Source organism: Comamonas sp. E6, from assembly GCF_001010305.1.
Lineage (GTDB): Bacteria > Pseudomonadota > Gammaproteobacteria > Burkholderiales > Burkholderiaceae_C > Comamonas > Comamonas thiooxydans.
In genome coordinates this window covers 524,381-551,292 of sequence record NZ_BBXH01000007.1, presented here as the reverse complement: position 1 = coordinate 551,292, position 26,912 = coordinate 524,381, and the positions used below count along the sequence as shown (strand labels likewise).

Genomic DNA, 26,912 nt, shown 5'->3' with positions numbered 1-26,912 from the left:
CCGAGCTCCGCCTTGCGCGCCAGGATCTCCGTGCCTATCTTGTCCAGGGCGTCGGAGCGCGCCTGTATGCCCGAGGTAGACCAGGCCGGGAAAGCGGCGGTGGCGGCGGCCACGGCGGCCTGCACATCGGACGCGCCGCCCTGGGCGTACTCGCCGATCACATCGGACAGATCGCTGGGGTTGGTGTTGGAGGAGTAGCTGTCAGCAGCCGTCCACTGGCCGTTGATGAGGTTGTCGTAACGGGACATGAAATGCTCCAAAAGAGAGATTCGATAAAAGAGGTGAGCTAGTTGGGCGCTGCATTTGAAGCAGGCGCGGCCCAAAGCGATGGACACCGAGCAAGGGCCGTCCCGCAGCGAAGGTGTCGTCCCCCTCCCGCGCAGCGAGAGAGGGGGAAGCGGCGCCAGCCGCTCAGGGGGTGCTCAGCGCACCATGCAAGGCCTTTTGTTGTCGAACTTCCAGCCGGGGATCAGGTGTTGCATGGCGATGGCGTCGTCGCGCGCGCCCAGGCCGTGTTCCAGGTACAGAGCGTTGGCGCGCTTGAGCGCCTCGCGGTCCACGGTCACGCCCAGGCCGGGGGTCTTGGGCACTTCCACAAAACCGCCCTTGATCTGCAAGGGTTGTTGCGTGAGGTACTGGCCGTCCTGCCAGATCCAGTGCGTGTCGATGGCCGTGACCTTGCCGGGCACGGCGGCGGCCACGTGGGTGAACATGGCCAGCGAGATGTCGAAGTGGTTGTTGGAGTGCGAACCCCAGGTCAGGCCCCAGTCACGGCAAGTCTGGCCCACGCGCACCGAGCCGGCCATGGTCCAGAAATGGGGGTCGGCCAGAGGGATGTCCACGGACTGCAGCGACAGGGCGTGCACCATCTGACGCCAGTCGGTGGCGACCATGTTGGTGGCCGTGGGCAGGCCGGTGGCACGGCGGAATTCAGCCATGACTTCACGGCCCGAGAAACCGCCTTCGGCGCCACAGGGGTCTTCAGCATAGGCCAGCACGCCGCGCATGTCGCGCATCAGGCGGATGGCGTCCTTGAGCAGCCAGCCGCCGTTGGGGTCCAGGGTGACGCGGGCGTCGGGAAAGCGTTTGGCCAGGGCCGTCACGGCTTCGACTTCCTGCTCGCCAGCCAGCACGCCGCCCTTGAGCTTGAAGTCGTTGAAGCCGTAGCGTGCGTAGGCCGCTTCGGCCTGGCGCACGATGGCCCCGGGCGTCATGGCCGTCATGTGGCGCACCTGGGTCCAGTCGTCCGTGCCCAGCTTGTCTTCGCCGGGCTTGACGTAGTCCAGGCCGGTCTTGTCGCTGGGCCCCACAAAGAACAGGTAGCCCAGCATTTCCACGCGCTCGCGCTGCTGGCCTTCGCCCAGCAGGGCAGCCACGGGCACGCCCAGGTGCTGGCCCAGCAGGTCCAGCAGGGCGGATTCGATGGCCGTGACCGCGTGCACGCCGATGCGCAGGTCAAAGGTCTGCAGGCCGCGGCCGCCGGTGTCGCGGCCTTCCAGGGATTTCTGCAGCTCTTGCAGCAGCTGCAGGTGCTGGCCGACAGAGCGGCCGATCAGCACCTGCCTGCTGTCCTCCAGAGCCTGTCGAATGCCTTCCCCTCCCGGCACCTCGCCCACCCCCGTACGGCCCGCGCTGTCGTGCACCAGCACGACGTTGCGCGTGAAGTAGGGCGCATGCGCGCCGCTGAGGTTCATGAGCATGCCGTCGCGGCCGGCGACGGGAATGACTTCGATGGCGGTGATGGTCGGGGTAGTGGACATGGGAAGACTCTTCAACAGACTCGGAGGGAAAGGGAAATCACTGCGCGGCGGACCAGGGCACCTCGGCCGCAGGGCGGCCCGTGGCGATGAACTGCTGCAGGTTGTGCAGCACCAGGTCGGCCATGGCGCGGCGGGTTTCGTGGGTGCCGCTGGCGATGTGCGGGGCCAGCACCACGTTGTCCAGGGCCAGCAGGGCAGGCAGGGGGCGGGGCTCGTCCTCGAACACGTCCAGGCCGGCGCCGGCGATGCGCTTGCTCTCCAGAGCATCGGCCAGGGCGGCTTCGTCGACCACGCTGCCGCGGGCCACATTGACCAGGAAGCCCTGTGGGCCCAGGGCGGCCAGTACTTCGGCATTCACCAGGTGGCGCGTGCCTTCGCCGCCGGCGGCGGTGATGACCAGGATGTCGGCCCAGCGTGCCAGCTCCAGCAGCGAGGGCAGGTACTGGTGGGGCGCGCCTTCGACGGGGCAGCGGTTGTGATAGGCCACTTCCATGTCGAAGCCCGAGGCGCGGCGCGCCACGGTGGAGCCGATGCGGCCCATGCCGAAGATGCCCAGACGCTTGCCGCTGGCGCGGGTGCGGATGCCGAAACGGCTCTTGCTCCAGTCGCCGCGGCGCACGAAACGGTCGGACTCGCTCAAGCCGCGCGTGGCGTCCAGCAGCAGGGCAAAGGCCAGGTCGGCCACGCAGTCGTCGAGCACGCCCGGCGTATAGCCCACACGTGCACCACGGCGCAGCAGGGCGCCCTTGTCCAGGGCATCGAATCCCACGCCGAAGCTGCTCACGAACTTGAGCTTGGGCAGGGCGTCGACCACACGGGCGGGCAGGCCCATGGCGGCCGAGGTGACCGCATATTCGAACTGGCCGCCATGCTCGGCAAGAAAGCGCTCGGGATCGGGCTGCTCGGAGAGGATGCTCACCTCGTAGGCCTGAGCCAGTTCGGCATCAAGCTGGGTCAGCGGCATCTTGCCGTATTGAAGAACGCGTGGTCGGATGGTCGCCATGCCTTGGAATCCTTGGAACTTGCGGGGACTGAAAGCCCCTGTGAAAAGGGCCTGCGTGGTGGCAGGCCTGCGGGAAACGGCCTGGGGGCCATCCCGTTGTTTCTAGCTCAATCTGCGGTGATCTTTCGCGTTTGGATCAGGGTTTTCCAGCGCTCGTTCTCCTGGGCCTGAAAGCGTGTGAATTCTTCGGGCGTGTTGCCCACGATTTCCAGCCCCTGCTCCACAAAGCGCTTGCGGATATCGGGTTGCTGCACGGCGACAATGGCGGCCTTGGCCAGTCTGGACTTGACATCTGCCGGCAAGCCCCTGGGAGCGGCCATGCCTTGCCACGAATAGACCTCGGCTCCCTTGACGCCGGACTCGGCCAGTGTGGGAACGTCGGGCAGCACAGGCGAACGCTGGCTACCGGTCACGGCAATGGCGCGCAGCTTGCCGCTACGCAGATGGGGCAGCACGGCGTTGACGTTCTGGAAGGAAAAATCCACCTGTCCACCCAGCAGATCGGTGATGGCCGGTGCTCCGCCCTTGTAGGGTACATGCACGGCTTCGGTGCCCGTTTGCTGCCAGAACAGCTCGGCCGACAAATGATCCGAAGAGCCATTGCCGGAGCTTGCAAAACTGATCTTGCCGGGATTGGCCTTGAGCGCGGCAATCACCTCGCTCACGCTGCGGGCCTTTTGCGTCGTGCTGGCAACGAGCACATTGGGCGCCTGCACGGGGATGGTGATGTAGTCGAAATCCTTGCTGGCGTCATAGGGCACGTTCTTCACCATATGCGGGGTCACCACAAAGGGGCCCAGCGATGCCACCAGCAAGGTGTAGCCATCGGCCGCAGCGCGCTTGACGGCTCCCGCACCGATGGTGCCCGTGGCTCCAGGCCGGTTTTCCACGACAAAGGGCTTGCCCAGTTGCTCGGCCATGCTCAGGGCCACCGCACGCGCCACGGTGTCGGTGGAGCCGCCAGCCGGGAACGGCACGATGATATTCACGGGCCGGTCGGGAAAGTTGCCAGCCGCCTGGGCGGCCAGGGCCAGGGTGGCACCCAGCGTGATCAGTATCTTTTTCATGCTTTGTCTCCTGAAGACGCGGGGCCCGGTTCTTGGCCTGACCCCTGCATCGGGTCTTACTGGGGGCCGAGCTTGTCGATCAGGACCTTGAGTTCTTCCATCTCGGCAGGCTTGAGGTCGGTCAGGGGAGCGCGCACGGGACCGGCATCGTGGCCGACCAGCTTGGCGCCGGCCTTGATGATGCTCACGCCGTAGCCTTCGACACGGTTGCGGATCTTCAGGTAGGGCATGAAGAATTCCTTGAGCAGCTTGTGCTGCGTGGCCTGGTCATCGGTGCGCACGGCTTCGTAGAACGCCATCGCCGTCCTGGGGATGAAGTTGAAGACGGCAGAGGAGTAGACGGGGGTACCCAGAGCCTTGTAGGCGGCCGCGTAGACCTCGGCCGTGGGCAGTCCGCCCAGATAGGCGAAGCGATCACCCATCTTCATGAAGATGGAGGACATGGTCTCGATATTGCCCAGACCGTCCTTGAAGCCCACCAGGTTGGGGCAGCGCTCGGCCAGGATGGCCAGGGATTCAGGCGTGAAGCGAGAGCGGTCGCGGTTGTAGACGATGACGCCGAACTTCACGCTCTTGCAGACCTGCTCCACATGGGCGATCAGGCCTTCCTGGCCGGCTTCGGTCAGGTAATGAGGCATCAGCAGAATGCCGTGGGCACCCAGTCGTTCAGCCTCCTGGGCATGGGCGATGGCATTGCGGGTGGGGCCGCCGGCGCCGGCGATGATGGGCACCTTGCCACGGCAGGTATCCACGGCGGTCTTGATGATCTGGCCGTATTCCTCGCCATACAGCGAGAAGTATTCGCCGGTGCCACCAGCGGCGAACAGGGCACTGGCGCCATAGGGAGCCAGCCATTCAAGGCGTGCGGCATAACCCTTGGCATTGAAGTTGCCCTGGGCATCGAAGTCCGTCACGGGGAAGGACAGCAGGCCGGAACTCATCACGTCTTTGAGGTCTTGGGGTGTCATGGTAATCCTTGAAAAGAGGAGAGCAAAAAAAGATCTGGCAGCTCAGTCCAGCTGCAGTTGGGCGGCTTGCACCACGGCGCGCCAGCGCGCGCGCTCGGCGTTGAAGAATTTGTCGGTTTCGGCGGGCGTCATCGTGACGACCTCGGCACCCTGGCCGGTCAGTCGGGAGCGGACCTCGGTGGAGCGGATGGCAGCGAGCAACACCTGGTTCACACGCTGAACCACGGCTTCAGGCGTCTTGGCGGGCAGCACCACGCCCTGCCAGGTGCCCGAGGCAAAACCCTGTGCGCCCTGCTCCGCCAGCGTCGGCACATCGGCAATCAGGGGCATGCGGGTGTTCTTGGAAATGCCCAGCAGCTTGAGCTTGCCGCTTTGCACATGCGGATAGGTAGCCAGCATGCCGTTCATCAGCACCTGGGTCTGGCCGGCTACCGTGTCCTGCACCGACTGCACGCCGCCCTTGTAGGGCACATACACCCATTTGGCGCCGGTGATGCGGGCCAGCTCCACGCCAGCCAGATGGGGGGCACTGCCCGATGCGGTGACGGCAAAGTTCAAGTCCTGCTTTTTGGACAGCTCCACCAGCTCCTTGAGATTGCCGGCCTGGACGGAGGGATGCACCACCAGCATATGGGGTGAATAGGCCAGCATGGCCGCACCGCGCAGCGCCTTGGAAGGGTCGAAGCTGAGCTTGGTATAGATGGAGGGAGAGATGGCCAGTGCACCGAGATCGCAGAGCAGCCAGGTATAGCCGTCGGCCGGTGCGCGGGCGACGAATTCAGCGCCCAGATTGCCATTGGCGCCGGGCTTGTTGTCGATCACCACGGTCTGCTTGAGTTCCTGGGAAATCAGCTGCCCGATGGAGCGCGCAATGATGTCGGAGCTGCCGCCGGGCGGATAGGGAACGACCAGACGGATGGGCTTGCTGGGCCAGGCATCGGCAGCCAGCAATGTGGACGACAGCAAACCGCCGGCCGCCAGGGCCAGCAGAGAGCGCAGAAAGTGCGAGCGTCGGACCATGGTGAAATGTCTCCTTGTTGTGGTCAGTCATCATACAACTAGGTTTTTTTGAACACCAAGACATTTTTTCTAAGGGTAAGCACGGGTCACCGCCGTTTACCAGGCTTCAACTGGCGCCACTCTCACCCATTAAATACGCTTCAAGCTGAATGCCATAGAGCGCTTGCAGCTATTATTTTTGAATCATCGTAAAGGGCTCCGCGCAGCGGGGACACAGAGGCCGCAGCATGCCGCTGGCGCTGGCAGCCCGTTGCTGCGGTCAGGCGCTTTCCCACCCAAGCGCCTGGGCGCAGTGGGCTCAGGACTCTGCGCTCAGACTCAGACGCTGGGCCAGACGCAAACGCTCCCGTGAGTTGGTCAGATGGATGCGCATGGCGGCACGGGCCGAATCGGCGTCCTGGCGCACGATGGCGGCATAGATCTCCTCGTGCTCGCGGTTCACCCGGCGCAGATAGTCGGGATCGCGTGCCGGCGTATGCATGGAGGCAATGCGATTGCGCGGAATCAGCAGCGTTCCGAAGTGCTGCAGGATGTCCTGAAAATACCGGTTGCCTGTGGCCTGCGCGATGCTCAGATGAAAGGCCAGATCATGCTCGACGGTGTCGTGCCCCAGGGCGAAGTGATGCTCGAACGCCTGTAAAGCCTCGCTCATGACCTGCAGATGGGCTTCGCTGCGGCGCTGGGCTGCCAGACCGGCAGCCTCGGTCTCCAGACTGATGCGCAGCTCCAGCACAGCCAGCACATCGACGGACTCGCTGAGCTCGCGCGCGCTGAGCATGGGGCTTGCGCTCTGGCGCGCGGGCAGCACAAACGTGCCTATGCCATGGCGGGTCTCGACCAGCCCTGCAGCCTGCAATTTGGACAGCGCCTCGCGCACCACGGTGCGGCTGACGTCATAGCTGCGCACGAGTTCGGACTCGGTGGGCAGCTTGTCCCCCTCATGCAGCAGGCCCTGGCGGATCTTGTGCTCGAACTCCTCGGACAACAGATTCGCCAGACTGCGGCTGCCCTTGCTGGTTTTGCTGCGCAGCGCGTACCCCTCCGTCAGCGGCAAAGACGGGGTTGATTGGGGTAATTCCGATGTCTGAGTACTCATGAGCCTGATGATAATGGCTTTCAGTTGTACGACAACATACCACAAAGCCTCCCTATTTCAACTTCGGTCCGCAGCTCCTGCGCCGCATCAGTCATCTCAAGATGAGCACTTCTCACCAGATCCGCCACATCCGCATCACGCCGATTGCCTTCCGCGATCCGCCGCTGCTCAACGCCGCCGGCATTCACGAGCCCTGGGCGCTGCGCTCCATCATCGAGATCGAAACTGCTTCCGGTCTGGTCGGCATCAACGAGAGCTATGGCGACCAACCCATGCTGGATGCTTTAGCCAAGGCCGCACCGGCCCTGGTCGGGCTCTCGCCCTGGGCCCTCAATGAAATGGAGGCCCGTGTCGCCGCCCTGGTCACTCCGCCCAAGCTCACGGCCTCGGAATTTCTAGGTCAGCAGGTCTCGCTGGCCCCTGGCACCCATGTCTCCAAGACCGTGGCCAAGGTGGTCAGCGCCTTCGAGGTCGCCATGCTGGACCTGCAGGGTCAGATGGCCCAGGCCCCCATCGTCGACCTGCTGGGCGGACCCGCACGCGACCGCGTGCCCTACTCGGCCTATCTGTTTTACAAATACGCCGAGCATGTGGGCCAGCCCTATGCACCCGACGCCTGGGGCGAGGCCCTGGCGCCGGCCCAGTTAGTGGCCCAGGCCCGGCGCATGATCGATCAGTACGGCTTCCAGAGCATCAAGCTCAAGGCCGGCACGCTGCCGCCCGAGCAGGAGGCCGCCGGCATACTGGCGCTGGCCGAGGCTTTCCCCGGCACACCGCTGCGCATCGACCCCAACGGCAACTGGACCGTGGAAACCAGCCTGAAGATCGTGCAGCAGTTGCGCGGCGTGCTTGAGTACTACGAGGACCCGGCCCCGGGCCTGGACGGCATGGCCGCCGTGGCACGCGAGTGCGATGTGCCACTGGCCACGAATATGGTGGTGACGGACTTTGCCGAGTTCCGCCGCAACGCCGACATGGGCTGCCCCGTGAAGATCGTACTCAGCGACCACCATTACTGGGGCGGCCTGCGCGCCACACAGCGCCTGTCCACGCTGTGCCGCACCTTCGATCTGGGCCTGTCCATGCACAGCAACTCCCACCTGGGCGTGAGCCTGGTGGCCATGACGCATCTGTGCGCCAGCGTGCCCCTGCTGACCTATGCCTGCGACACCCACTATCCATGGCAGGACGAGGAAGTCGTCGAAGGCGGTCGCCTGCAGTTCGAGCAGGGCAGCCTGCGCGTGCCCACCACGCCCGGCCTGGGCGTGACCCTGGATCGCGAAGCCCTGGCCCGCCTGCACGACAACTATCTGCACTGCGGCATCCGCAACCGCGACGACCTGGGCCAGATGCGCAAATACGACCCGGAATTCACCGGCAAGCAACCGCGCTTCTGAATTCCGACTCCTGCACAAAACAGACCGCACAAAGCAAGTATCCAGCCCAAGCCGAGCTGGTTCGATCGCACCCCTTTCCACAGCGCGAAAAGACGCTTTTCAACCGGAGACAACCATCATGCAACGCCGCACCCTGCTTCAATCCACCCTCGCCGCCAGCGCCCTGCTGCTGGGCACATCCCTTGTCGCCGCACCGGCCCTGGCACAGGGCAACTGGCCCACGGGCAAGCCCATCACCTATTTGGTGCCGTTCCCCCCCGGCGGCAATACCGACACCCTGGCGCGCGTGATTGCGCAGCCGCTGAGCAAGGCCCTGGGCACGCCCGTGGTCATCGAGAACAAGGGCGGCGCCGGCGGCAGCGTGGGTTCGGCCCTGGCGGCACGCGCCCCGGCCGACGGCTACACCATTCTGGGCGGCACCATCAGCTCGCACGCCATCAATGTCAGCCTGTACTCCAAGCTGGACTATGACCCAGTCAAGTCCTTCACGCCCGTCGCCATGCTCGGCTCCGGCCCTCTGGTTCTGGTGGTGCCTGCCTCCAGCCCCTACAAGACTCTGGCCGACGTGCTGGCCGGCAGCAAGGCCAAGGCCTCATCGGGCGGCCTGACCTCTGCCTCTCCGGGCAACGGCACCTCCAACCACATGGCGCTGGAACTGCTGGCCTACCAGACCGGCGTGAAGTTCACCCATGTGCCCTACAAGGGCAGCGGCCCCGCCGTGCAGGATGTCATGGGCGGACAGGTGGACATGATGTTCGACACTGCCCTGGTCGTCGGCCCGCACATCCAGTCAGGCAAGCTGCGCCCCATCGCCGTGAGCAGCTCCAAGCGCCTGGAATCGCTGCCCGATGTACCCACGATTGCCGAGGCCGGCGAGAAGGGTTTCGACATGGGCTCCTGGCAGGCCGTTTTCGCCCCTGCGGGCACGCCCAAGCCCATCGTGGACCGCCTGCATACCGAGATCCTGAAGATCGTGGCCACCCCCGAAGTCCAGGCCCGCCTCAAGAACTTCGGCATGCTGCCGTCAAACATGAGCACCGTCGAGCTGGCCGATTATCAGAAGGCCGAGGTGAGCAAGTGGGCCAAGGTGATCAAGTCTGCTGGAATAAAGGCTGAATAAGTAAGGCCCCCCTGAGCCGCTTCGCGGCTTCCCCCTCTCTAACTTGCTTCGCAAGGGAGGGGGACGACACCATCGCTGCGGGGCGGCCCTTGCTCGGTGTCCCTCGCCTTGGGCTGCGCCGTAGCCGTGCTGGCCCTCTAGAAAATTGAGACATTGCCATGAGTACCCCACTACCGCTTTCCATCACCATGCACGCAGCCGACAACGTGGCCATTGTTGCCAATGACGGCGGCCTGCCTGCGGGCACCGTGCTGCCGTCCGGCCTCACGCTGCTCGACAAGGTGCCGCAGGCGCACAAGGTGGCGCTGGTGGACATTCCCGAGGGCGGCGAGGTGCGCCGCTACAACGTGATCATCGGCTATGCGCTCAAGCCCATTGCCGCCGGCAGCTGGGTGCACGAGCGCTTGCTGCAGATGCCCGAGGCACGCTCGCTTGAGGGCCTGCCCATTGCCACCGTCAAGCCGCCCGTGCTGGAGCCGCTGACAGGCTATAGCTTCGAGGGCTACCGCAATGCGGACGGCACGGTGGGCACGCGCAACATCCTGGCCATCACCACCACGGTGCAATGCGTGGCCGGGGTGCTCGACTTTGCCGTGCGCCGCATCAAGTCCGAGCTGCTGCCCCGATACCCCCATGTCGACGACGTGGTGGGCCTGGAGCACAGCTATGGCTGCGGCGTGGCCATCGATGCCGTGGGAGCCGAGATCCCGCAGCGCACGCTGCGCAATATCAGCCGCAACCCGAACTTCGGCGGCGAGGTCATGGTGGTCAGCCTGGGCTGCGAAAAGCTGCAGCCCGAGCGCCTGCTGCCGCCGGGCAGCTTTCCCATCGTCGACGAACGCGAACCAGCACTCGATGTGGTCTGCCTGCAGGACGAGGCCCATGTGGGCTTCATGTCCATGATCGACTCCATCATGCGCCAGGCCGAGCAGCATCTGCGCCGCCTCAACGCCCGCCGCCGCGAGACCGTGCCCGCCAGCGCCCTGGTGGTGGGCGTGCAATGCGGGGGCAGCGACGCCTTCAGCGGCGTCACGGCCAACCCGGCCGTGGGCTTTTGCACCGACCTGCTGGTGCGCGCGGGCGCCACCGTGATGTTCAGCGAGGTGACCGAGGTGCGCGACGGCATCGACCAGCTCACCTCACGTGCCGCAAGCCCCGAAGTGGCCGAAGCCATGATCGAGGAAATGGCCTGGTACGACGCCTATCTCGACAAGGGCCGCGTGGACCGCAGCGCCAACACCACGCCGGGCAATAAAAAAGGCGGATTGTCGAACATCGTCGAGAAGGCCATGGGCTCCATCATCAAGAGCGGCACGGCCCCCATCACCGGCGTGCTGTCGCCGGGCCAGAGGCTGGCCGATCGCGACATCAGCCAGGGCCTGGTCTATGCGGCCACGCCGGCCAGCGATTTCATCTGCGGCACGCTGCAGCTGGCGGCGGGAATGAACCTGCATGTCTTCACCACGGGCCGCGGCACGCCTTACGGTCTGGCACAGGTGCCGGTGATCAAGGTGGCCACGCGCAGCGACCTGGCGCGACGCTGGCACGATCTGATGGATATCAACGCCGGACGCATTGCCGACGGCGAGGCCACGATCGAAGACATAGGCTGGGAAATGTTCAGGCTGATGCTCGATGTCGCCAGTGGCCGCAAAAAGACCTGGGCCGAACATTGGCAGTTGCATAACGCGCTGGTGCTGTTCAACCCGGCCCCGGTGACCTGAATCCGTACGGCGCCCTCACCTCTGAAACGCTTGCAAATCCAGAGCGCTTTGCGAAGCTGCTACCTGAGCTGCAGACAGAATCGCCAGAAACGCTGCCATGGCAGCGTTTCTGGTTTGCGCATGCGCCCTCAGGCCTGCATGGAGCCCGTCTTCAGATAGCGCTGATGCCAGGCATAAGCCTGGTCGAGCAAATGCGGCGTGTGCTTTCCCGGTGCGTCGCGCAGCGCGCGCTCCAGATACTCGCTCATCGCCACCTTGTAATCGGGATGCACGCATTTCTCGATGATCAGACGCGCGCGCTGCACCGGAGCCAGGCCGCGCAGATCGGCCAGGCCCTGCTCGGTCACGATGACCTGCACGTCGTGCTCGGTGTGATCGACATGGGAGACCATGGGCACGATACAGCTGATCTTGCCGTCCTTGGCCGTGGATGGCGTCATGAAGATGGACAGATAGGCGTTGCGTGCAAAGTCGCCGCTGCCGCCAATGCCGTTCATGATGGACGAGCCCATGACATGCGTGCTGTTGACGTTGCCGTATATATCGGCCTCGATCAGCGCGTTCATCGAAATCAAACCCATGCGGCGGATCAGCTCCGGGTGGTTCGATATCTCCTGCGGGCGCAGCATGATGCGCTGGCGGTAGTAGTCGATGTTGGCCAGAAAACGCTCCATGGCCGCCGGGCTCAGCGCCAGCGAGGTGGTCGACGCGGTATCTAGCTTGCCCGACTCCAGCATGTCCAGCATGCCGTCCTGCAGAACCTCGGTATAGGCGTTCAGGTGATCGAACGGGCCCTTGTTCAGCCCCGCCAGCACCGCGTTGGCGATATTGCCAACGCCCGACTGCAGCGGCAGCAGCTCGGGCGGCAGGCGACCCGCCTTCACCTCGTGCTGCAAAAAGTCGATGATGTTCTCGGCAATGCGCATGGAGCCTTCATCGGGTGCCGTGAACGCCGCCAGCCTGTCGCGCTGGGCAGTGGGCACCACGGCAATCACCTTGCTCGGATCGCAATACAGATAGGGCTCGCCGATGCGGTCGAACGGATGCTCCATGGGTATGGGCTTGCGCTTTGGCGGCACGGCCGCGCCGTAGTAGATATCGTGCATGCCCTCGAGCTCGGCGGGCTGTGCGCTGTTGACTTCGAGAATGATCTTGTCGGCCTGCTCCAGCCAGGTCTTGTTGTTGCCCACCGAGGTCGACGGAATCAGGCGACCGTCGGGCAGGATGCCCGCCACTTCGATCACCGCCACGTCAAGATGACCGAGGAAGCCGAACCACACATGCTGCGCCACATGGGACAGATGGATGTCCACATACTGCATGCGGCCCTCGTTGATCTCCTTGCGCACCGTGGGGTCCGACTGATAGGGCAGACGACGCTCGATGCCATGCACCTTGGCCAGTGCGCCATCGAGTTCGGGCGAGGTCGAAGCTCCCGTCCACAGGCTGATGCGAAAGTTGCCGCCATTGGCGTTCTGCGCTTCGATCCGGCGTGCCAATGCCTGAGGCACGGCCTTGGGTGCGCCTGCGGGAGTGAAGCCGCTCATGCCCAGTGTCATGCCGGATTGAATCAGGCCGGCGGCCTGGTCCGCCGTCATTATGCGTTCGCGCAAGACAGGGCAAAGCACGCGATCTGCAGGAGAAGCGGTGGTGAAGGAAGTCTTCATGAAATGTGTCTCGTCTCGCCAGCTTTCGTGAAGCGGGATGGTTTTTTGTAGTTAAAGAGTTGCACTTTGACTGGTGCAAACCCGGATTGAACTACGACACACAGAGAGTCGCCAAGCGTAGTTGACTAGAGAAAACCCCGATGTGCTTTCTTGAAAGAAGCCGTCGAAATTGAATTCATAACTCAAAAAAGTGAGCATTCATCGCTCAACGGATAAAGGATGAAAACTTGAAACCGCTGAAATCGACCACCATGGCAGAGTTGCCAGAATGCAGGCGGAAATTACAAAATATTTGCCTGTACTCACTGCCAGCAGACATAGGCTGACAAAACCACCATGGTTCAGCAACCAGAATTCGACACATGGCTTTTGATACCTCCGGCTGGCAGCACAAGCTGCGACGCCTCGCCCACCCCCTGCAACCGCTGATCGACTCCGTACAGCTCTGGCTGCAGGCCGACGGTCTGCGCATGAGTGCCGCCATGTCTTTCTACGGCATGCTGAGCCTGGCGCCGCTGTTGCTGGCCGTCGTGGGGCTGCTCGGCTGGTGGCTGGATCGCAGCTATGTGGAAAGCACCTTGATCAGCCAGATACAGAGCGTGGTCGGGGAGCGCGCAGCACAGGTCGTCAAGAGCGCTCTGGCCAGCGCCCAGAATGCCAATCAGGGCTCGCTCGCGTCCGTACTCGGTCTGGTGATGATGCTCTCGGGCGCCACCGGTGTATTTGTGGAGCTGCAGGCCTCACTGGACACGCTCTGGTCCATGGGCGAAGAGTCTCGCCCGCAGGAAAACAAGCCCTGGTGGAGCATGGCCATCTCACGTCTGTGGGGATTGAGCTATGTCGTGGGCCTGGGCTTTTTGCTGCTGGTGTCCATGGTGCTTTCGACCGCCATCCAGATGATCACCAAATGGGCCAATGACGAGTTGCAGCTTGTGCCGCTGGGCCCGCTGATGGGACTGATCAACGAAGGCCTGTCCTTCGGCATTGCGGTGCTGCTGTTCTGGGGCCTGATGCGCATGGGTACCGGCATCAAACCCGTCACCAGATACCTGCTGCTGGGCTCGCTGACGGGAGCGGCCCTGTTCACCATCGGCAAACAGGCCCTGGCCTGGTATCTGTCCACCGCCGCCGTGGTATCGGCCTATGGCGCAGCCGGCTCGCTGGTGGTGGTGCTGATGTGGTTTTATTTCACCTCGGCCATCCTGCTGTTCTCGGCCGCCACGGCCAAGGCCTGCAGCAAATCCAAGGTCCAGCTGGGCATCCCGTTTGTCTCGCGCAAGTCGTCCAGCGCCACACCCATGGATGTGCAGCGTCTTCCCGAAAATGCAGGGGAGAACATATGAAGCCGCCGAGATCGACTGCCATACCTGGGCTCGCAACCATCTGCGTCATGTCGACAATGTAAAAAGGCCTGCTGATGCAGGCCTTTTGCTCGGGGCGAGGTGGAATCACTTTTCCACAAATGCACGCTCAATGACGAAGTCGCCGGGCGTGGTGGTGTTGCCTTCCTTGAAGCCGCGCTTTTCCAGCAGCTCCTTGAGTTCGGACAGCATGGCGGGGCTGCCGCACAGCATGACGCGATCGGTCTCGGGATTCAGATCGGGAAGACCCAGGTTTTGCGGGAAGGTGCCGTTGTTGATCTGGGCGGAGATACGGCCCTGGTTGCGGAAGGGCTCGCGTGTCACCGTGGGGTAGTAGTGCAGCTTGCCCTTGACGATATCGCCAAGGAATTCATGCTCGGGCAATTCCTTCTCGAACAGCTCCTGATAGGCCAGCTCCTGCACCTGACGCACGCCATGCACCACGACCACGTTGTCGAAACGCTCATAGGTCTCGGGGTCGCGCGCCACAGCCAGCCAGGGAGCCAGGCCGGTGCCCGTGCCGATCAGATACAGATTCTTGCCGGGCAGCAGATAGTCGATCAGCAGCGTGCCCGTGGGCTTCTTGCCCACGATGATGGTGTCACCCACCTGGATGTTCTGCAGCTTGGAGGTCAGAGGGCCTTCGGGTACCTTGATGGACAGGAACTCCAGATGCTCTTCGTAATTGGGACTGGCGATGGAGTAGGCGCGCAGCAGATTCTTGCCATCCACCTTCAGGCCGATCATGGTGAAGTGGCCGTTGGAAAAGCGCAGCGATGTGTCGCGGGTGGTGGTGAAGGAGAAAAGACGGTCGGTCCAGTGGTGGACGGACAGCACGCGTTCTTCAAGAAAAGCACTCATGATTCGTCTGAAATAAAAACTCTAAGCAGAAAACCTGCGCGGCAAATGCTGGGCGGTGGCGGGGCACTGCAGGTCAGGGCTGCTAGCGCGTTGGCTGCCGGTTGCCAAGCGGGACAAGACCTATATTGTCCGGCAATTGCACAGAAACGGGTGAATCACCCATCAATGTCTTGAGATCGAATAGTGATAAGCAGAATGAAGCTGTCCGATACCGCAGTATCGACGAAAAACTGCCCGCCGTTCTTGACTCAGGGAAAACGCTGCTCTAGGATCATTCCCCACGCGCTTTGAACAAGCGCTTTATTTGTCTATATAAATGCTCAGATTGAGCATTAGTAATTGCGGCGACCCTGTGTCTCAGGCCATGGTCGCCCACCTAGCATCGAGGAGAATGACAATGCAGTTGCGCTGGTCCCTGCCCCTGCTGACACTGGCCGCCCTGCCCGCCTGGGCACAGGGCGTGATCAAGATTGGCGAAATCAACAGCTACAAGGCCCAACCCGCGTTTCTGGAGCCCTACAAGAAGGGAATGGAGCTGGCGGTTGAACAGGTCAATGCCGCAGGCGGCATTGCCGGCAAGAAGCTGCAGCTCATCGTGCGCGACGACAACGCCACGCCGGGCGATGCCGTGCGTGCCGCCGAAGAGCTCTACACGCGCGAAAAGATCGATGTGCTCACGGGCAGTTTTCTCTCGCATGTGGGCCTGGCACTGACCGATTACGCCAAGCAGAAAAAGCGCTTCTTCCTCGCCTCCGAGCCGCTGACCGACAAGATCGTCTGGGCTGACGGCAATCACTACACCTACCGTCTGCGCGGCTCCACCTATATGCAGACCGCCATGCTGGTGGAGGAAGCGCTCAAGCTCAAGAAGAAGCGCTGGGCCATCGTCTACCCCAACTACGAATACGGCCAGTCCGCGGTTGCCACCTTCAAGACGCTGATGAAGGCCAAGCAGCCCGATATCGAGTTTGTGGCCGAGCAGGCACCTGCGCTGGGCAAGATCGACGCCGGCTCCGTCGTGCAGGCGCTTGCTGACGCCAAGCCCGATGCCATCTTCAACGTGCTGTTCGCCACCGACCTGGGCAAGTTCGTGCGCGAAGGCAATACACGCGGCCTGTTCAAGGGTCGTGAAGTCGTGGGCCTGCTGACGGCAGAACCCGAATACCTGGATCCGCTCAAGAAGGAAGCGCCTATCGGCTGGACCGTGACCGGCTACCCCTGGTATTCCATCAACACCCCCGAGCACGCAGCCTTCCTCAAGGCCTATCAGGCCAGGTTCAAGGACTACCCGCGTCTGGGCACCATCGTGGGCTACAACGCCATCCAGTCGATTGCTGCGGGCCTGCGCAAGACCAAGGGCGATCCCGACACCGAGAAACTGATTGCGGCCTTCAAGGGCCTGGAAGTCGCCACGCCTTTCGGCCCCATCACCTACCGGGCACAGGACAACCAGTCCACCATGGGCGCCTATATCGGCAAAACCGCCTATGACGAGAAGCTGGGGCGCGGCGTGCTGGTCAACTACCACTATGCCGACGGCAAGAACTACCAGCCCACGGACGAGGAAGTGAAGAAGCTGCGCCCCGCGACAGCGAACTGATTTCGCATCGGCGAAAATACCAGGCCACCTGCACTGCAGCAGGTGGCTTTTTCATCTCTGAACACACTATGTCGAGCTTCAGGAGCTACGCAGCATGAGTGCATCCGGCCTGCTGGCCCAGTTGCTCAACGGACTGGCCAGCGCATCGTCGCTGTTTCTGGTTTCGGTCGGGCTGTCGCTGATCTTCGGTGTCACCCGCACCATCAACTTCGCCCATGGCTCGTTCTATATGCTGGGCGCCTTCATCGCCTACAGCAGCGTGGACCGGCTCTCGCCCCATATCGGCTTCTGGCCAGCGCTGCTGCTGGCTCCGCTGGCCTGCGGCGCACTGGGGGCGCTGACCGAGACACTGCTTCTGCGTCGCATCTACAAGGCGCCAGAGCTGTTTCAGCTGCTGGCCACGTTTGCGCTGGTACTGGTCATCAAGGATGCTGCGCTGTGGCTGTGGGGCCCCGAGGAACTGTTCGGCCCGCGTGCCGCAGGGCTTGAAGGCTCGGTGGAGATTCTGGGCCGCCAGTTCCCCACTTACGATCTTTTCTTGATAGCGGTCGGTCCCTGCGTACTTTTGGGCCTGACGCTTCTGTTGACCAGGACCCGCTTTGGCACCCTGGTGCGTGCCGCCACGCAGGACCGCGAAATGGTGGGCGCCCTTGGCGTCAACCAGGCCTGGCTGTTCACCGCCGTCTTCGCACTGGGTACGCTGCTGGCAGGCCTGGGCGGAGCGCTGCAGCTGCCGCGCGAGCCTGCGAGCCTCGAGATGGACATGCTCACCATTGGCGCCGCGTTTGTGGTGGTCGTGGTCGGCGGCATGGGCAGCATACCTGGCGCCTTCATTGCCGCGTTGCTGGTGGCAGAGCTCAAAGCCGTCTGCATCTGGCTGGGCATGCAGGAGATCGCGGGTCTTGAGCTGTCGTTCTCCAAGCTCACGCTGGTGGTGGAGTTCCTGGTCATGGCCGTGGTGCTGATCTGGCGGCCCTGGGGCCTGCTGGGCAAGCCACAGGCGCTGTCACGCAGCGCTGGCGAGCCCGAACAACCGCTACATCCTGCTGGCCGTGGAGCAGCAGCCGCATGGCTGGGCCTGCTGACCCTGCTGGTGCTGCTGCCGCTGATGGCCAGCGACGTCGAAGGCGGCAGCTACGCCACCGTGCTGCTGGCCGACATCTTTGTCGCCGCACTGTTCGCGAGCAGTCTGCACTTCATACTCGGGCCCGGCGGCATGCACTCCTTCGGTCATGCGGCCTACTTTGGCCTCGGTGCCTACGGTGCGGCACTACTGGTGCGTACGCTGGATCTGCCCATGGAAGCGGCGCTGCTGCTCGGCCCCCTGGCCGCCGCTGCGGGCGCCCTGCTCTATGGCTGGTTCTGCGTGCGGCTGTCGGGCGTCTATCTGACCATGCTGACGCTGGCGTTTGCGCAGATCAGCTGGGCCATCGTCTTTCAGTGGGATGACTTCACGGGCGGCAGCAACGGCCTGACCGGCGTCTGGCCCCCCGAATGGGCATCGCAGGGCCCGGCGTTCTACTGGCTGGCTCTGGGCATCTGCGCGCTTGGCATCTATCTGCTGCGCCGCCTGCTGTTTTCGCCGCTGGGCTATGCGCTGCGCGCATCGCGCGACTCGGCGCTGCGGGCCGATGCGATCGGCATCGACGTGCGACGCATTCAGTGGACGGCATTCGTGATCGCCGGGCTGTTTGCCGGTCTGGCCGGAGCGCTGTTTGCCTTCAGCAAGGGCGGCGTTGCGCCCGACGCCATGTCGGTCACCAAATCGGTGGATGCACTGGTCATGGTGCTGCTGGGCGGCGTGCAGACACTGGCCGGCCCCGTGGTGGGCGCGGCCGCCTTTACCTGGCTGCACGACACCGTGGCACGCAACACCGAATACTGGCGCGCGCTGATGGGGGCGACCATGCTGATTCTGGTGCTGCTGGCACCGCAGGGCATTGCAGGCTATGCGCAGCTGCTGTGGTCGCGCACATGTGGCAAGGTATGCGCCAAGGACAAAGCAGGAGCAAGGACATGAAGCTGCTGCAGGTACAGAACGTCAGCAAGGCCTTTGGCGGCGTGAAGGCCGTGCAGCAGGTCTCATTCAGCCTGCAGGCCGGCGAGCTGCTGGCCCTGATCGGCCCCAACGGTGCCGGCAAGAGCACCACCTTCAATATGGTCGGCGGCCAGTTGCCGCCCGACAGCGGCCAGGTGCTGCTCAACGGCCAGAGCATCACCGGCCTGCCGCCGCGCGCCATCTGGCGCAAGGGCGTGGGACGCACCTTCCAGATTGCACAGACTTTTGCCTCGCTCAGCGTGGTGGAAAACGTGCAGATGGCTTTGCTGTCGGCCGATCGCAGGATCTTCAGCTGGTGGCCGCGTGCCGCCAGCCACCGGCGTACCGACGCCCTGGCCCTGCTGGAGCAGGTGGGCATGGCGGCTCAGGCCGATCGCCCCTGCAGCGCTCTGGCCTATGGCGATGTGAAACGAGTCGAGCTGGCCATGGCGCTGGCCCATGATCCGCTGCTGCTGCTCATGGACGAACCCACGGCCGGCATGGCCCCGGGCGAGCGTGTCGCGTTGATGCAGCTGACGCGCCAGCTTGCGCAGCAGCGCCGCATGGGCGTGCTGTTTACCGAGCACAGCATGGATGTGGTTTTCGGTCAGGCCGATCGCGTGGCCGTGCTGGTGCGCGGCCAGCTGCTGGCCGAAGGCAGTCCGCAAGCCATTCGCGACGATGCGCGCGTGCAACAAGCCTACCTCGGTACCGGCCTCGTTCTTGAAAAACAGCAATGAATCAAATGCATAGCAACCAGCGCTTGATGGATAAGGGCAAGAGCCCCAAATTGCTTGAAGTTCAGAACCTCGATGCCTGGTATGGCGCGGCCCATATCCTGCATCAGGTATCTCTGGCCGTGGGGCGGGGCGAAGTCGTGGCGCTGATGGGTCGCAATGGCGCTGGCAAGTCCACCACGCTCAAAAGCATTGCTGCTCTGGTGCCGCGCCGCGAGGGCAGTATCCGCTTCATGGGTGAGGCGATGGAAAAAAAGGCCTCGCACCAGATCGCGCAGCGCGGCCTGGGCTATGTGCCCGAGGATCGCCGCATCTTCACCGAACTGACGGTGCTGGAAAACCTCGAGGTCGGCAAGCAAAAGCCTCGCCGCTGGCCCGATGGCCAGGCCGTTCCGCACTGGACGCCCGAAAAACTGTTTGCGCTTTTCCCCAACCTGGGCGAGATGCCTGACCGCCTGGGCGGGCGCATGAGCGGTGGCGAGCAGCAGATGCTGAGCGTGGCCCGCACGCTGATGGGCCAGCCCTGTCTGGTGCTGCTGGACGAGCCCTCCGAGGGGGTTGCTCCGCTGATCGTCGAGCAGATGGCGCGCACGATTCTGGAGCTGAAGGCGCAGGGCATAGGCATCTTGCTCAGCGAGCAGAACCTGCCGTTTGCCGAGGTCGTGGCCGACCGTGCCTATGTGCTGGAAAAAGGCCAGATCGTGCACGCAGCCAGCATGGCCGAACTGGCAGGCGACAAGGGAGTGCGCCAGCAATATCTGGGCGTCTGAAACCCTGGTCTAGCGTAACGACAGCAATGGCGTCAGCGGGCGCAAACGGGATGAGCGCAGCAGCTTTCCGGGCAGCAGGTAGCTCCCCCCGAAAATCGGCAGTTCCACCTCGGTAAAAACCACCCCTAGGTCCACGCCGCTTTGCAGCCAAGCCTGCCAGACCAGCGTGGTGCAATAGACGCCCTGACCCGAACCCTGCAGCTGAAACGGCTTACCCTGCTGCGCCATGGCCCAGGTCACGGCCCGCTCGCGCGCACCGGGGTCTGCCGCGACCTGATACAGGCGAAAGGCCTGAGCGCGCTGAACGCCCAGGAAAAAGTCCAGCGAATCCAGCACCACGGCATCGGGCTGGCCCTCGCGTTCGGACGGCGTGGCATGCAGCACCTGCCAGTGACCGGGCCGGCCCACCAGCATGCCCACATGGCTGAAGTCACCACCGTCCACGGCCTGCACCAGTTGGCTGACGTTCTCCGTACCCTGGCGAAAGATCAGATCGCCCGGCGCAGCCTGCGGCGGCAGTTGCGGCGTTGCAAAAGCCAGGCCAGCACAGCAGGCCGAGACCGCCATCACAGCGGCCGTTGCCAGCCGCCGAAAAATCACAGCTGCACTTTCCAGACGCCCTGTTCCTGGAACAGATTGATGCGCTCGCGGCGGGTGCTGCCATCGCGATAGCTGACCAGCACCCGCAGCTTGACGACGTCTTCGGAGAGCGTTCTTTCCACCACCTCCACCTTGGCCAAGCCGCCCTTGGAGTCGATCATTCCCTTGGCGCCTGCCAGCATGCGGCGCAGCTTGTACTCAAAACTCGCCAGCTGCTCCCTGGAAATATTGCGTGCCGAGACCAGGGCAATGCAGGCGTCGAAATCACCGGCCGCAACCAGCGCGTAAAAGCGCTGAACCAGTTCATCCTGACTTTGTTCAGGGGTGGTCGTCGCACAGGCCGACAGACCTAGTGCCAGAGACAGCGAGAAGGGCAGAAGCAGACAGCGGCGGCGGGAAAGGGAGACAGAAGCAGACACGGACCGGGTACAGCAAGAACAAAGAAGGCCGCAGTGTAGTCGCCACAACGGCCCTGCTCTTGCCTGCAGTCAGTGCACCGGCTTATTCGACCACCACCGCACTGAACTCCGGTGGTGCGCCGAAGTAGGCGCGCGGCGACGGCGGCTGCGCGCCATCGATATCCTGCACGCCGTACTCGCTGGCCAGTTCGGCCGTATAGAAAACGCCGCCGGAGCGCTTTTCCAGGCAGTCGGCATCGCCATGCAAGGCCAGCACCACCCGGCCTATGAATTGCGGCGTTTCGGCGCTGTCGAAGCTGTCGCCGTATTTGTCGGGTTCGGCCGCGCAGACGCGTTCGGAACGTTCGGTCCTGACCAGTCCGGGCCAGAGCGAGACCACGCTCACGCCGGCAGGCTTGAAATCGTGGGCCATGTCGAAGCTCATCTTGTCCGTGCCGGCCTTGCCCGCGCCATAGGCCGGCCCATGCATATAGCAGCGGCTGCCTGCCGACGAGATATTGACCACCAGGCCGCGCGCCGCGATCAGCAGGCCGGCCGCGCAATGACTGGCCACGTAGGTGGAACGCAGACCCACATCGAGCAGCCCGGTCATCTCCAGCGGCTTCTGCCAGAACGGGCCGGGTACGGTCAGCGGATCGGGAATCGCAATCGCACAATTGACCAGAATATCGAGCCGGCCATGCTCGCAACGCACACGCTCGAACAGCGCCGCCACCTGGACATCATCGCCATGGTCACAGGCCACGGCAATGCCGTGGCCGCCGGCTACCGTCACATCGGCAGCTGTTCTGCCTACCGTGCCCGGCAGCGGCGAGTCGCCCTCCTTCACGCTGCGCCCCGTCACATAGACGGTTGCCCCCGATGCACCCAGCGCCAGCGCCACCCCCCGGCCCACGCCACGACTTGCCCCCGTCACCACACATACCAAAGCCTGGCTCATGCTCTTTCCTTTGTGTCTTGAAGCAGCATGAATCTGAACCAGACGAGGGAACCTGGCAACGTCCGATAAGATTAGGTGTTGCGCTGCATGCGCTGCAGAGCCCAGGCGTGGCGGGCCAGTGTCTGCTGCGCCATATGGAGCACGGGCGCATCCACCATGCGGCCGTCCAGAACGCAGACACCGCCGCCGGCCTCGGCCAGTGCCTGGCGCAGGCGCTGCGCCTGGGTCACTGCAGCGGTGTCGGGGTCGAAGACAGCGTGCAGCGGCTGCACCTGGGCCGGGTGAATGCACAGCTTGCCGCCAAAGCCCATGCGCCTGGCGCGCGTCGCGTCCAGTGCCAGGCGCTCGGGGTTGAATATGTCTACGGTCACGCCGTCCACGGCCGCGCCGATGCCGGCGCGGCGCGAGGCCAGGACCAGGGCCATGCGCACGGGCAGCAGCTCCTCTTCGTCCTGGCCGCAGGCCATGCCTGCATCGACCTGGAAGTCCAGATGGCCGAAGGCCAGCCGCACCACCTGAGGAGCGGCAGCCAGAGCAGCAGCGGCGTCCAGTCCGGCCACGCTCTCGATCAGAGGCAGCAAGGCCGCCTGCGCTCCAGCAGCCCGGGCCACCGCATGCAGGGTCTGGGCACGCTCTGCCTTGGAAACCACTGCACCGGCCACGCCCATCTCCACCAGTTGCGCCAGCGCACGCAGGTCCTCGGCATGCCAGGGTGTTCCTTCCGCGTTGATGCGCACCAGCAGGCGTGCGCGCTGCGCGCCTTCCAGCGCTTCCACGGCCTGGGCCAGCGCCTGGCGCGCGCCCTCCTTGTCGGCCGGTGCCACGGCGTCCTCCCAGTCGGCGATCACCATGTCGGCACCGCTGCCCATGGCCTTTCCAAGGCGCTCGGGGCGCGTGGCAGGAATGAAAAGAAAGGAGGTGGCCTGTCGTGCCAGATCGTGCATGCGTATGTCCTTGCGGGAGTGCTTATTCGGCCGAGACGCCGGCCGCCTTGATGACCTTGTCCCAGCGCGCGACCTCGGCCTGCAGGTGGGTGCGCAGGCCTTCGGGCGTGGCCTTCTCAGGCGTCACCAGGTCAGAGCTGAGTTCGGCAATTCGCTTCTTGACGTTCTCGTCCTTGATGGCCACGTTCAGCGCCTTGTTGATGGCCATGACCACCTCCCTGGGCGTACCCTTGGGCGCGTACATGCCGTGCCAGACCTTGACGTCAAAGCCCTTGAGGCCCTGCTCGTCCAGCGTCGGAATGCTGGGCAGGGACGACAGACGCTTGGGCGTGGTCACGCCGAAGACCTTGGCGCGCTGGCCGTCCTTGATCACGGGCACGGTCTGGGTGGTCTGGTCGCACAGCAGGTCCACCTGACCGCCCATGAGGTCGTTCATGGCCGGGCCCGCGCCCTTGTAGGGCACGGTGGTGAGCTTGACGCCCGCCTGGTGCATGAACAGCATGCCGCACAGCTGGGAGACGGCGCCGATACCGGCATTGGCCAGAGAGACCTTGTCCTGGTTCTTCCTCACGTAGTCCAGCAGCTCGGCGAAGTTGCCGGCCGGGAAGTCCTTGCGCGACAGCAGGGTCATGGGCACGTCCAGCACCTGGCCGATGTATTCGAAGTCCTTGAGCGGGTCGTAGGGCAGCTTCTTGTATAGCGCGGGTGCCGTGGCCATGCCCATGTGGTGGATGAGGATGGTGTAGCCGTCCGCCTTGGCCTTGGCCACGCGGGCCGGGGCGATGGTGCCACCCGCGCCCACGGTGTTTTCCACCAGCACGCTCTGGCCCAGCACCTGCCCCATGGGAATGGCCAGCAGGCGCGCCACCACGTCGGTAGGTCCGCCCGCACTGTAGGGAACGACAAGGACAACCGGCTTCTCCGGCCAGGAACTGGCTTGGGCGCCGGCGCATGCCGCCAGCGCGCAGGCGGCGGCCGCTGCGTGAACAAGGCGGCGGCGGAAAGAGTTTGTGCTTTGCATGGTTTGTCTCCTGTGCACTTTGGTGGAAGCGGGAGGCGCTCTGGGACGGCGCCTTTCCCGTGGATCCGCCGGCCGGGGCCGGCGGGAAAACTCAGTCCAGCAGACGCCGCACACGCGGCCATTGCGCGACCTGCCACAGCCTTGCCACCGCTGCCTGGGCGCGCTCGGCGGGCACATGGCCGCCATAGGCAATCAGCCGCAGCGCCTTGGCCGTGATTTCCTCGCGCGACAGCGTGTTGCCGGGGTCGCCCTTGGGCTCGTCGACACGGCCCTTGAGCAAACGGCCATCCGTGGTCTGCACGCTGACCTTGCCTATCCAGCGCCGGGGATAGGCCGCGTCGACCTCGGCATCAAGCTCCATGCTCACCTTGTCGCGCAGCTCCACGGTTTCCTGTGCCAGATAGTCGCGGTCGAACTCCGTCAGCCCAGCGTGGCCGTGACGCGCCGCCAGCGCCAGCACGGTGCCCATGGAGAACTTGCTCTGGTGCACGGTGCTCGGCCTGACCACGGGGCCCAGCACATCGATGGCGCCCTGGTGCACATGACAGGTGACCTGGGCCAGGTCCGCGGGAGTCAGGCCGTGCACCTGCATGACCTGCAGCAGCGCATCGGCGGCCGGATGCGTGTGGCGGCATGAGGCATGCCATTTGAACGAGGTCTCGGCCGTGGCCCAGCGTGTGCCCAGCCTATCGCAGAGCCGTGCCGGGTTGGCATCCGTGGACATGCCTGCCGCCAGTCCCTGCGGACCCGTGAAGATGTCCTGCGCGCCCGTGAAGCCGTCCTTCGCCAGGAAGGCAGCCGTCAGTCCTGCTGAGGCAGCATGCGCCGTGTGTAGCTGCTTGCTGTCGGCGCCTGTGCGCAGGAACTCCCACAGCCCCGCCGACTGCGTGCCGGCCGAGCCGAAGGCATGCTGCATCTGCTCGGGCGTCAGCTTGAGCAGACGGCCCACGGCGGCAGCCGCCGCCAGCGTGCCGGCCGTGGCCGTGGTGTGGAAGATGCGGTAGTGGCTGCGACCCAGAAACTCGCCCACCCGGATGCCGACTTCATAGCCGGCCACACAGGCCTGCATAAGCTCAACGCCGCTGGCACCAAGGCTCTGCGCCACAGCCAGTGCGGGCGGGAAGACCACGGCGGCAGGATGGAACACCGAGCCGTTGTGCACATCGTCCTGCTCGGCCACATGCGAAGCAGCGGCATTGGCCTGGGTCGCCATCAGCGGTGAGCTGGTGGCGGCACTACCCAGTATCTCGCAGGGGCCCGCGGCCGGTCCCTGGGACAGAGCAAAGCGCGTGATGCTCTGCACGGGGCGCGCGTTCTGGCCAGCGAGAGCGGAGCCGAACCAGTCCACCCACAGATCCTCGGCGCGGCGCTGCACCTGCAGTGGGACATCCTCCCAGCACAGCGTGGCCGCGAACCGGGCCAGCGGATGAATGCTCACTTGGGTCTCGTTCTTCATGGAATCACTCCCGCGCATACGCTGCGCACAGCTTTCACAGAGTTGCTTCTTCGGCGTACAGAGCACGGATGCGCTCGGCCGACCAGCCCAGCTCGGCCAGGATGGCCGCACTGTGCTCGCCTACGGAGGGCACAGCCTCCATGCGGTAGTCAAAGGCGCTGTTGGCACCGGGCGGCAGCAGTGCCTGCACCGGCCCGGCCGGCGTTCCCACACTGCACCAGCGCTGGCGTGCGGCCAGCTGCGGATGGGCCCACAGACCCGCCATGTCGTTGACTCGCGCATTGGCAATGCCTGCCGCGTCCAGCCGCTGCACGACCTGGGCCGCATCCAGCGCGTTGAACACATCCAGGATCAGCGCTCGCAGCTCCTCGCGGTTGGCGTTGCGCTGCGCATTGCTGTCGAAACGAGCATCACTGGCCAGCGCAGGCTGCAGCAGCACCTGCTCGCAGAAAAGCTTCCATTCGCGCTCGTTCTGCAGGCCCAGCATCACCGTGCCGCCGTCGCCTGCCTCGAAGGGGCCATAGGGGTAGATGCTGGCATGCGATGCGCCCGTGCGCGGCGGCGGCGGCGCGCCGTCCCAGGCGTAGTACATGGGGTAACCCATCCACTCGCCCAGCGCCTCCAGCATGGAGACGTCGATATGGCTGCCCTCGCCCGTACGGCCTCGCAGCAGCAGGGCCGAAAGAATATTGGTGTAGGCGTACATCCCGGCCGCGATGTCGGCCACCGAGATGCCGGCCTTGGACGGAACCTGCTCCGTGCCCGTGACCGATAGAAACCCCGCCTCGCTCTGGATCAGCAGGTCGTAGGCCTTCTTGTCGCGGTAGGGACCGTCGGCGCCATAGCCGCTGATGTCGCAGACGATGAGCTTGGGATTGTGGGCCTTCAGCACCTCCCAGGACAGACCCATGCGCGCAGCCGCGCCGGGCGCCAGGTTCTGCACCAGCACGTCGGTGCCTTCGAGCAGCTGCATCAGAGCCTCCAGTGCGTCGGGCCGCTTGAGATCGAGCGCCAGGCTTTGCTTGCTGCGGTTGATCCAGGTGAAGTGCGAGGACTGGCCGTTGACGCGCTGGTCGTAGCCGCGCGCGAAATCACCGCTTCCCGGACGTTCCACCTTGATCACGCGCGCCCCCAGATCAGCGAGCTGGCGGGTGCAGAAAGGCGCAGCCACCGCATGTTCCAGCGAAACGACGGTGATGCCGTCGAGGGGTCGTTTTTTTTCAGTCATGTCGGTCTTCCATAGCGCAGTCCAAGGCACGCCGGGCATGGCCCACCTCAGAGACAACAAGCAAGGGCCTGGGCCGGCCGCGCCGCCCCGCAGCGAGGCTGTCGTCCCCCTGCCC

Annotated in this window: 24 protein-coding genes; 8 read left to right on the top strand and 16 right to left on the bottom strand. The window is 64.3% G+C overall.

Annotated elements, in window-relative coordinates:
• The 7 genes from CSE6_RS06755 to CSE6_RS06725 all read right to left on the bottom strand — a co-directional run.
• A partial coding sequence (locus CSE6_RS06755; RefSeq protein ID WP_152668543.1) for an aldehyde dehydrogenase family protein occupies positions 1–248 on the bottom strand: 248 nt, incomplete at its 3' end.
• Between the two features lie 174 nt (positions 249–422).
• Positions 423–1,760 carry an enolase C-terminal domain-like protein gene (locus CSE6_RS06750; protein WP_059440142.1) on the bottom strand — a complete coding sequence of 446 codons (1,338 nt, stop codon included), beginning with the start codon at positions 1,758–1,760 and terminating at the stop codon, positions 423–425.
• A gap of 37 nt (positions 1,761–1,797) precedes the next feature.
• Positions 1,798–2,763 (bottom strand): 2-hydroxyacid dehydrogenase, encoded by a 966-nt coding sequence (locus CSE6_RS06745; RefSeq protein ID WP_059440141.1) that lies wholly within the window; start codon positions 2,761–2,763, stop codon positions 1,798–1,800.
• A gap of 107 nt (positions 2,764–2,870) precedes the next feature.
• Positions 2,871–3,830, bottom strand: a complete 960-nt coding sequence (locus CSE6_RS06740) for a tripartite tricarboxylate transporter substrate binding protein (protein WP_059440140.1) — start codon at positions 3,828–3,830, stop codon at positions 2,871–2,873.
• Between the two features lie 56 nt (positions 3,831–3,886).
• A complete protein-coding gene (gene kdgD / locus CSE6_RS06735) occupies positions 3,887–4,798 on the bottom strand; it encodes a 5-dehydro-4-deoxyglucarate dehydratase (protein WP_034351488.1) in 912 nt (303 codons plus the stop codon).
• A gap of 42 nt (positions 4,799–4,840) precedes the next feature.
• Entirely contained in the window at positions 4,841–5,818 is a 978-nt protein-coding gene (locus tag CSE6_RS06730; protein WP_034351486.1) for a tripartite tricarboxylate transporter substrate binding protein, read from the bottom strand.
• Between the two features lie 298 nt (positions 5,819–6,116).
• Positions 6,117–6,872 (bottom strand): FadR/GntR family transcriptional regulator, encoded by a 756-nt coding sequence (locus CSE6_RS06725; RefSeq protein ID WP_080745909.1) that lies wholly within the window; start codon positions 6,870–6,872, stop codon positions 6,117–6,119.
• A 143-nt stretch (positions 6,873–7,015) separates the two neighbouring features.
• On the opposite strand from CSE6_RS06725, the gene CSE6_RS06720 reads away from it, so the two are divergent.
• The 3 genes from CSE6_RS06720 (at position 7,016) to garD (ending at position 11,155) form a co-directional block, all read left to right on the top strand.
• Entirely contained in the window at positions 7,016–8,311 is a 1,296-nt protein-coding gene (locus CSE6_RS06720; protein ID WP_034406935.1) for a glucarate dehydratase family protein, read from the top strand.
• A gap of 118 nt (positions 8,312–8,429) precedes the next feature.
• Positions 8,430–9,431, top strand: a complete 1,002-nt coding sequence (locus CSE6_RS06715; protein WP_034406932.1) for a tripartite tricarboxylate transporter substrate binding protein — start codon at positions 8,430–8,432, stop codon at positions 9,429–9,431.
• A gap of 158 nt (positions 9,432–9,589) precedes the next feature.
• Positions 9,590–11,155, top strand: coding sequence for a galactarate dehydratase (garD, locus tag CSE6_RS06710; RefSeq protein WP_034406929.1), 1,566 nt, complete (start codon positions 9,590–9,592; stop codon positions 11,153–11,155).
• 128 nt (positions 11,156–11,283) lie between these two features.
• Here garD and CSE6_RS06705 read toward each other — a convergent pair whose 3' ends face one another.
• On the bottom strand, positions 11,284–12,822 hold the full coding sequence (locus CSE6_RS06705) for an acetyl-CoA hydrolase/transferase family protein (RefSeq protein WP_059440139.1): 1,539 nt from the start codon (positions 12,820–12,822) through the stop codon (positions 11,284–11,286).
• Between the two features lie 362 nt (positions 12,823–13,184).
• Here CSE6_RS06705 and CSE6_RS06700 point away from each other — a divergent pair, with 362 nt between their 5' ends.
• Positions 13,185–14,165: a YihY/virulence factor BrkB family protein gene (locus CSE6_RS06700; RefSeq protein ID WP_059440138.1), complete on the top strand. Its 981-nt coding sequence runs from the start codon at positions 13,185–13,187 to the stop codon at positions 14,163–14,165.
• 105 nt (positions 14,166–14,270) lie between these two features.
• On the opposite strand, the gene CSE6_RS06695 is transcribed toward CSE6_RS06700, so the two are convergent.
• Positions 14,271–15,044, bottom strand: a complete 774-nt coding sequence (locus CSE6_RS06695) for a ferredoxin--NADP reductase (protein WP_003059561.1) — start codon at positions 15,042–15,044, stop codon at positions 14,271–14,273.
• Between the two features lie 397 nt (positions 15,045–15,441).
• On the opposite strand from CSE6_RS06695, the gene CSE6_RS06690 reads away from it, so the two are divergent.
• From CSE6_RS06690 to CSE6_RS06675, 4 genes are all read left to right on the top strand, one after another.
• A complete protein-coding gene (locus CSE6_RS06690; protein WP_034382852.1) occupies positions 15,442–16,644 on the top strand; it encodes an ABC transporter substrate-binding protein in 1,203 nt (400 codons plus the stop codon).
• Positions 16,645–16,738: 94 nt separating this feature from the next.
• Positions 16,739–18,664 carry an ABC transporter permease gene (locus tag CSE6_RS06685; RefSeq protein ID WP_059440137.1) on the top strand — a complete coding sequence of 642 codons (1,926 nt, stop codon included), beginning with the start codon at positions 16,739–16,741 and terminating at the stop codon, positions 18,662–18,664.
• Positions 18,661–19,422 carry an ABC transporter ATP-binding protein gene (locus CSE6_RS06680; RefSeq protein ID WP_034382849.1) on the top strand — a complete coding sequence of 254 codons (762 nt, stop codon included), beginning with the start codon at positions 18,661–18,663 and terminating at the stop codon, positions 19,420–19,422. The genes CSE6_RS06685 and CSE6_RS06680 overlap by 4 nt, the downstream gene beginning before the upstream one ends.
• On the top strand, positions 19,419–20,189 hold the full coding sequence (locus CSE6_RS06675) for an ABC transporter ATP-binding protein (RefSeq protein WP_034382847.1): 771 nt from the start codon (positions 19,419–19,421) through the stop codon (positions 20,187–20,189). Before CSE6_RS06680 ends, CSE6_RS06675 begins: the two co-directional genes overlap by 4 nt.
• A 9-nt stretch (positions 20,190–20,198) precedes the next feature.
• On the opposite strand, the gene CSE6_RS06670 is transcribed toward CSE6_RS06675, so the two are convergent.
• The 7 genes from CSE6_RS06670 to CSE6_RS06640 all read right to left on the bottom strand — a co-directional run bounded on the left by CSE6_RS06670 (position 20,199) and on the right by CSE6_RS06640 (position 26,797).
• Positions 20,199–20,789 carry a YiiX/YebB-like N1pC/P60 family cysteine hydrolase gene (locus tag CSE6_RS06670; protein ID WP_034382845.1) on the bottom strand — a complete coding sequence of 197 codons (591 nt, stop codon included), beginning with the start codon at positions 20,787–20,789 and terminating at the stop codon, positions 20,199–20,201.
• Positions 20,786–21,208, bottom strand: a complete 423-nt coding sequence (locus CSE6_RS06665; RefSeq protein WP_034382843.1) for a DUF4878 domain-containing protein — start codon at positions 21,206–21,208, stop codon at positions 20,786–20,788. Before CSE6_RS06665 ends, CSE6_RS06670 begins: the two co-directional genes overlap by 4 nt.
• Before the next feature lie 82 nt (positions 21,209–21,290).
• The gene (locus CSE6_RS06660) at positions 21,291–22,148 is read right to left on the bottom strand and encodes an SDR family NAD(P)-dependent oxidoreductase (RefSeq protein ID WP_059440136.1); all 858 of its coding nucleotides are present in this window, start codon (positions 22,146–22,148) and stop codon (positions 21,291–21,293) included.
• Between the two features lie 71 nt (positions 22,149–22,219).
• A complete protein-coding gene (locus CSE6_RS06655; RefSeq protein WP_034382839.1) occupies positions 22,220–23,092 on the bottom strand; it encodes a CoA ester lyase in 873 nt (290 codons plus the stop codon).
• A gap of 22 nt (positions 23,093–23,114) precedes the next feature.
• Positions 23,115–24,113 (bottom strand): tripartite tricarboxylate transporter substrate binding protein BugD, encoded by a 999-nt coding sequence (locus tag CSE6_RS06650; protein WP_059440135.1) that lies wholly within the window; start codon positions 24,111–24,113, stop codon positions 23,115–23,117.
• A gap of 91 nt (positions 24,114–24,204) precedes the next feature.
• Positions 24,205–25,569, bottom strand: coding sequence for an MmgE/PrpD family protein (locus CSE6_RS06645; RefSeq protein WP_059440134.1), 1,365 nt, complete (start codon positions 25,567–25,569; stop codon positions 24,205–24,207).
• 34 nt (positions 25,570–25,603) lie between these two features.
• The gene (locus CSE6_RS06640; RefSeq protein WP_059440133.1) at positions 25,604–26,797 is read right to left on the bottom strand and encodes a CaiB/BaiF CoA-transferase family protein; all 1,194 of its coding nucleotides are present in this window, start codon (positions 26,795–26,797) and stop codon (positions 25,604–25,606) included.
• Between the last annotated feature and the right edge of the window lie 115 nt (positions 26,798–26,912).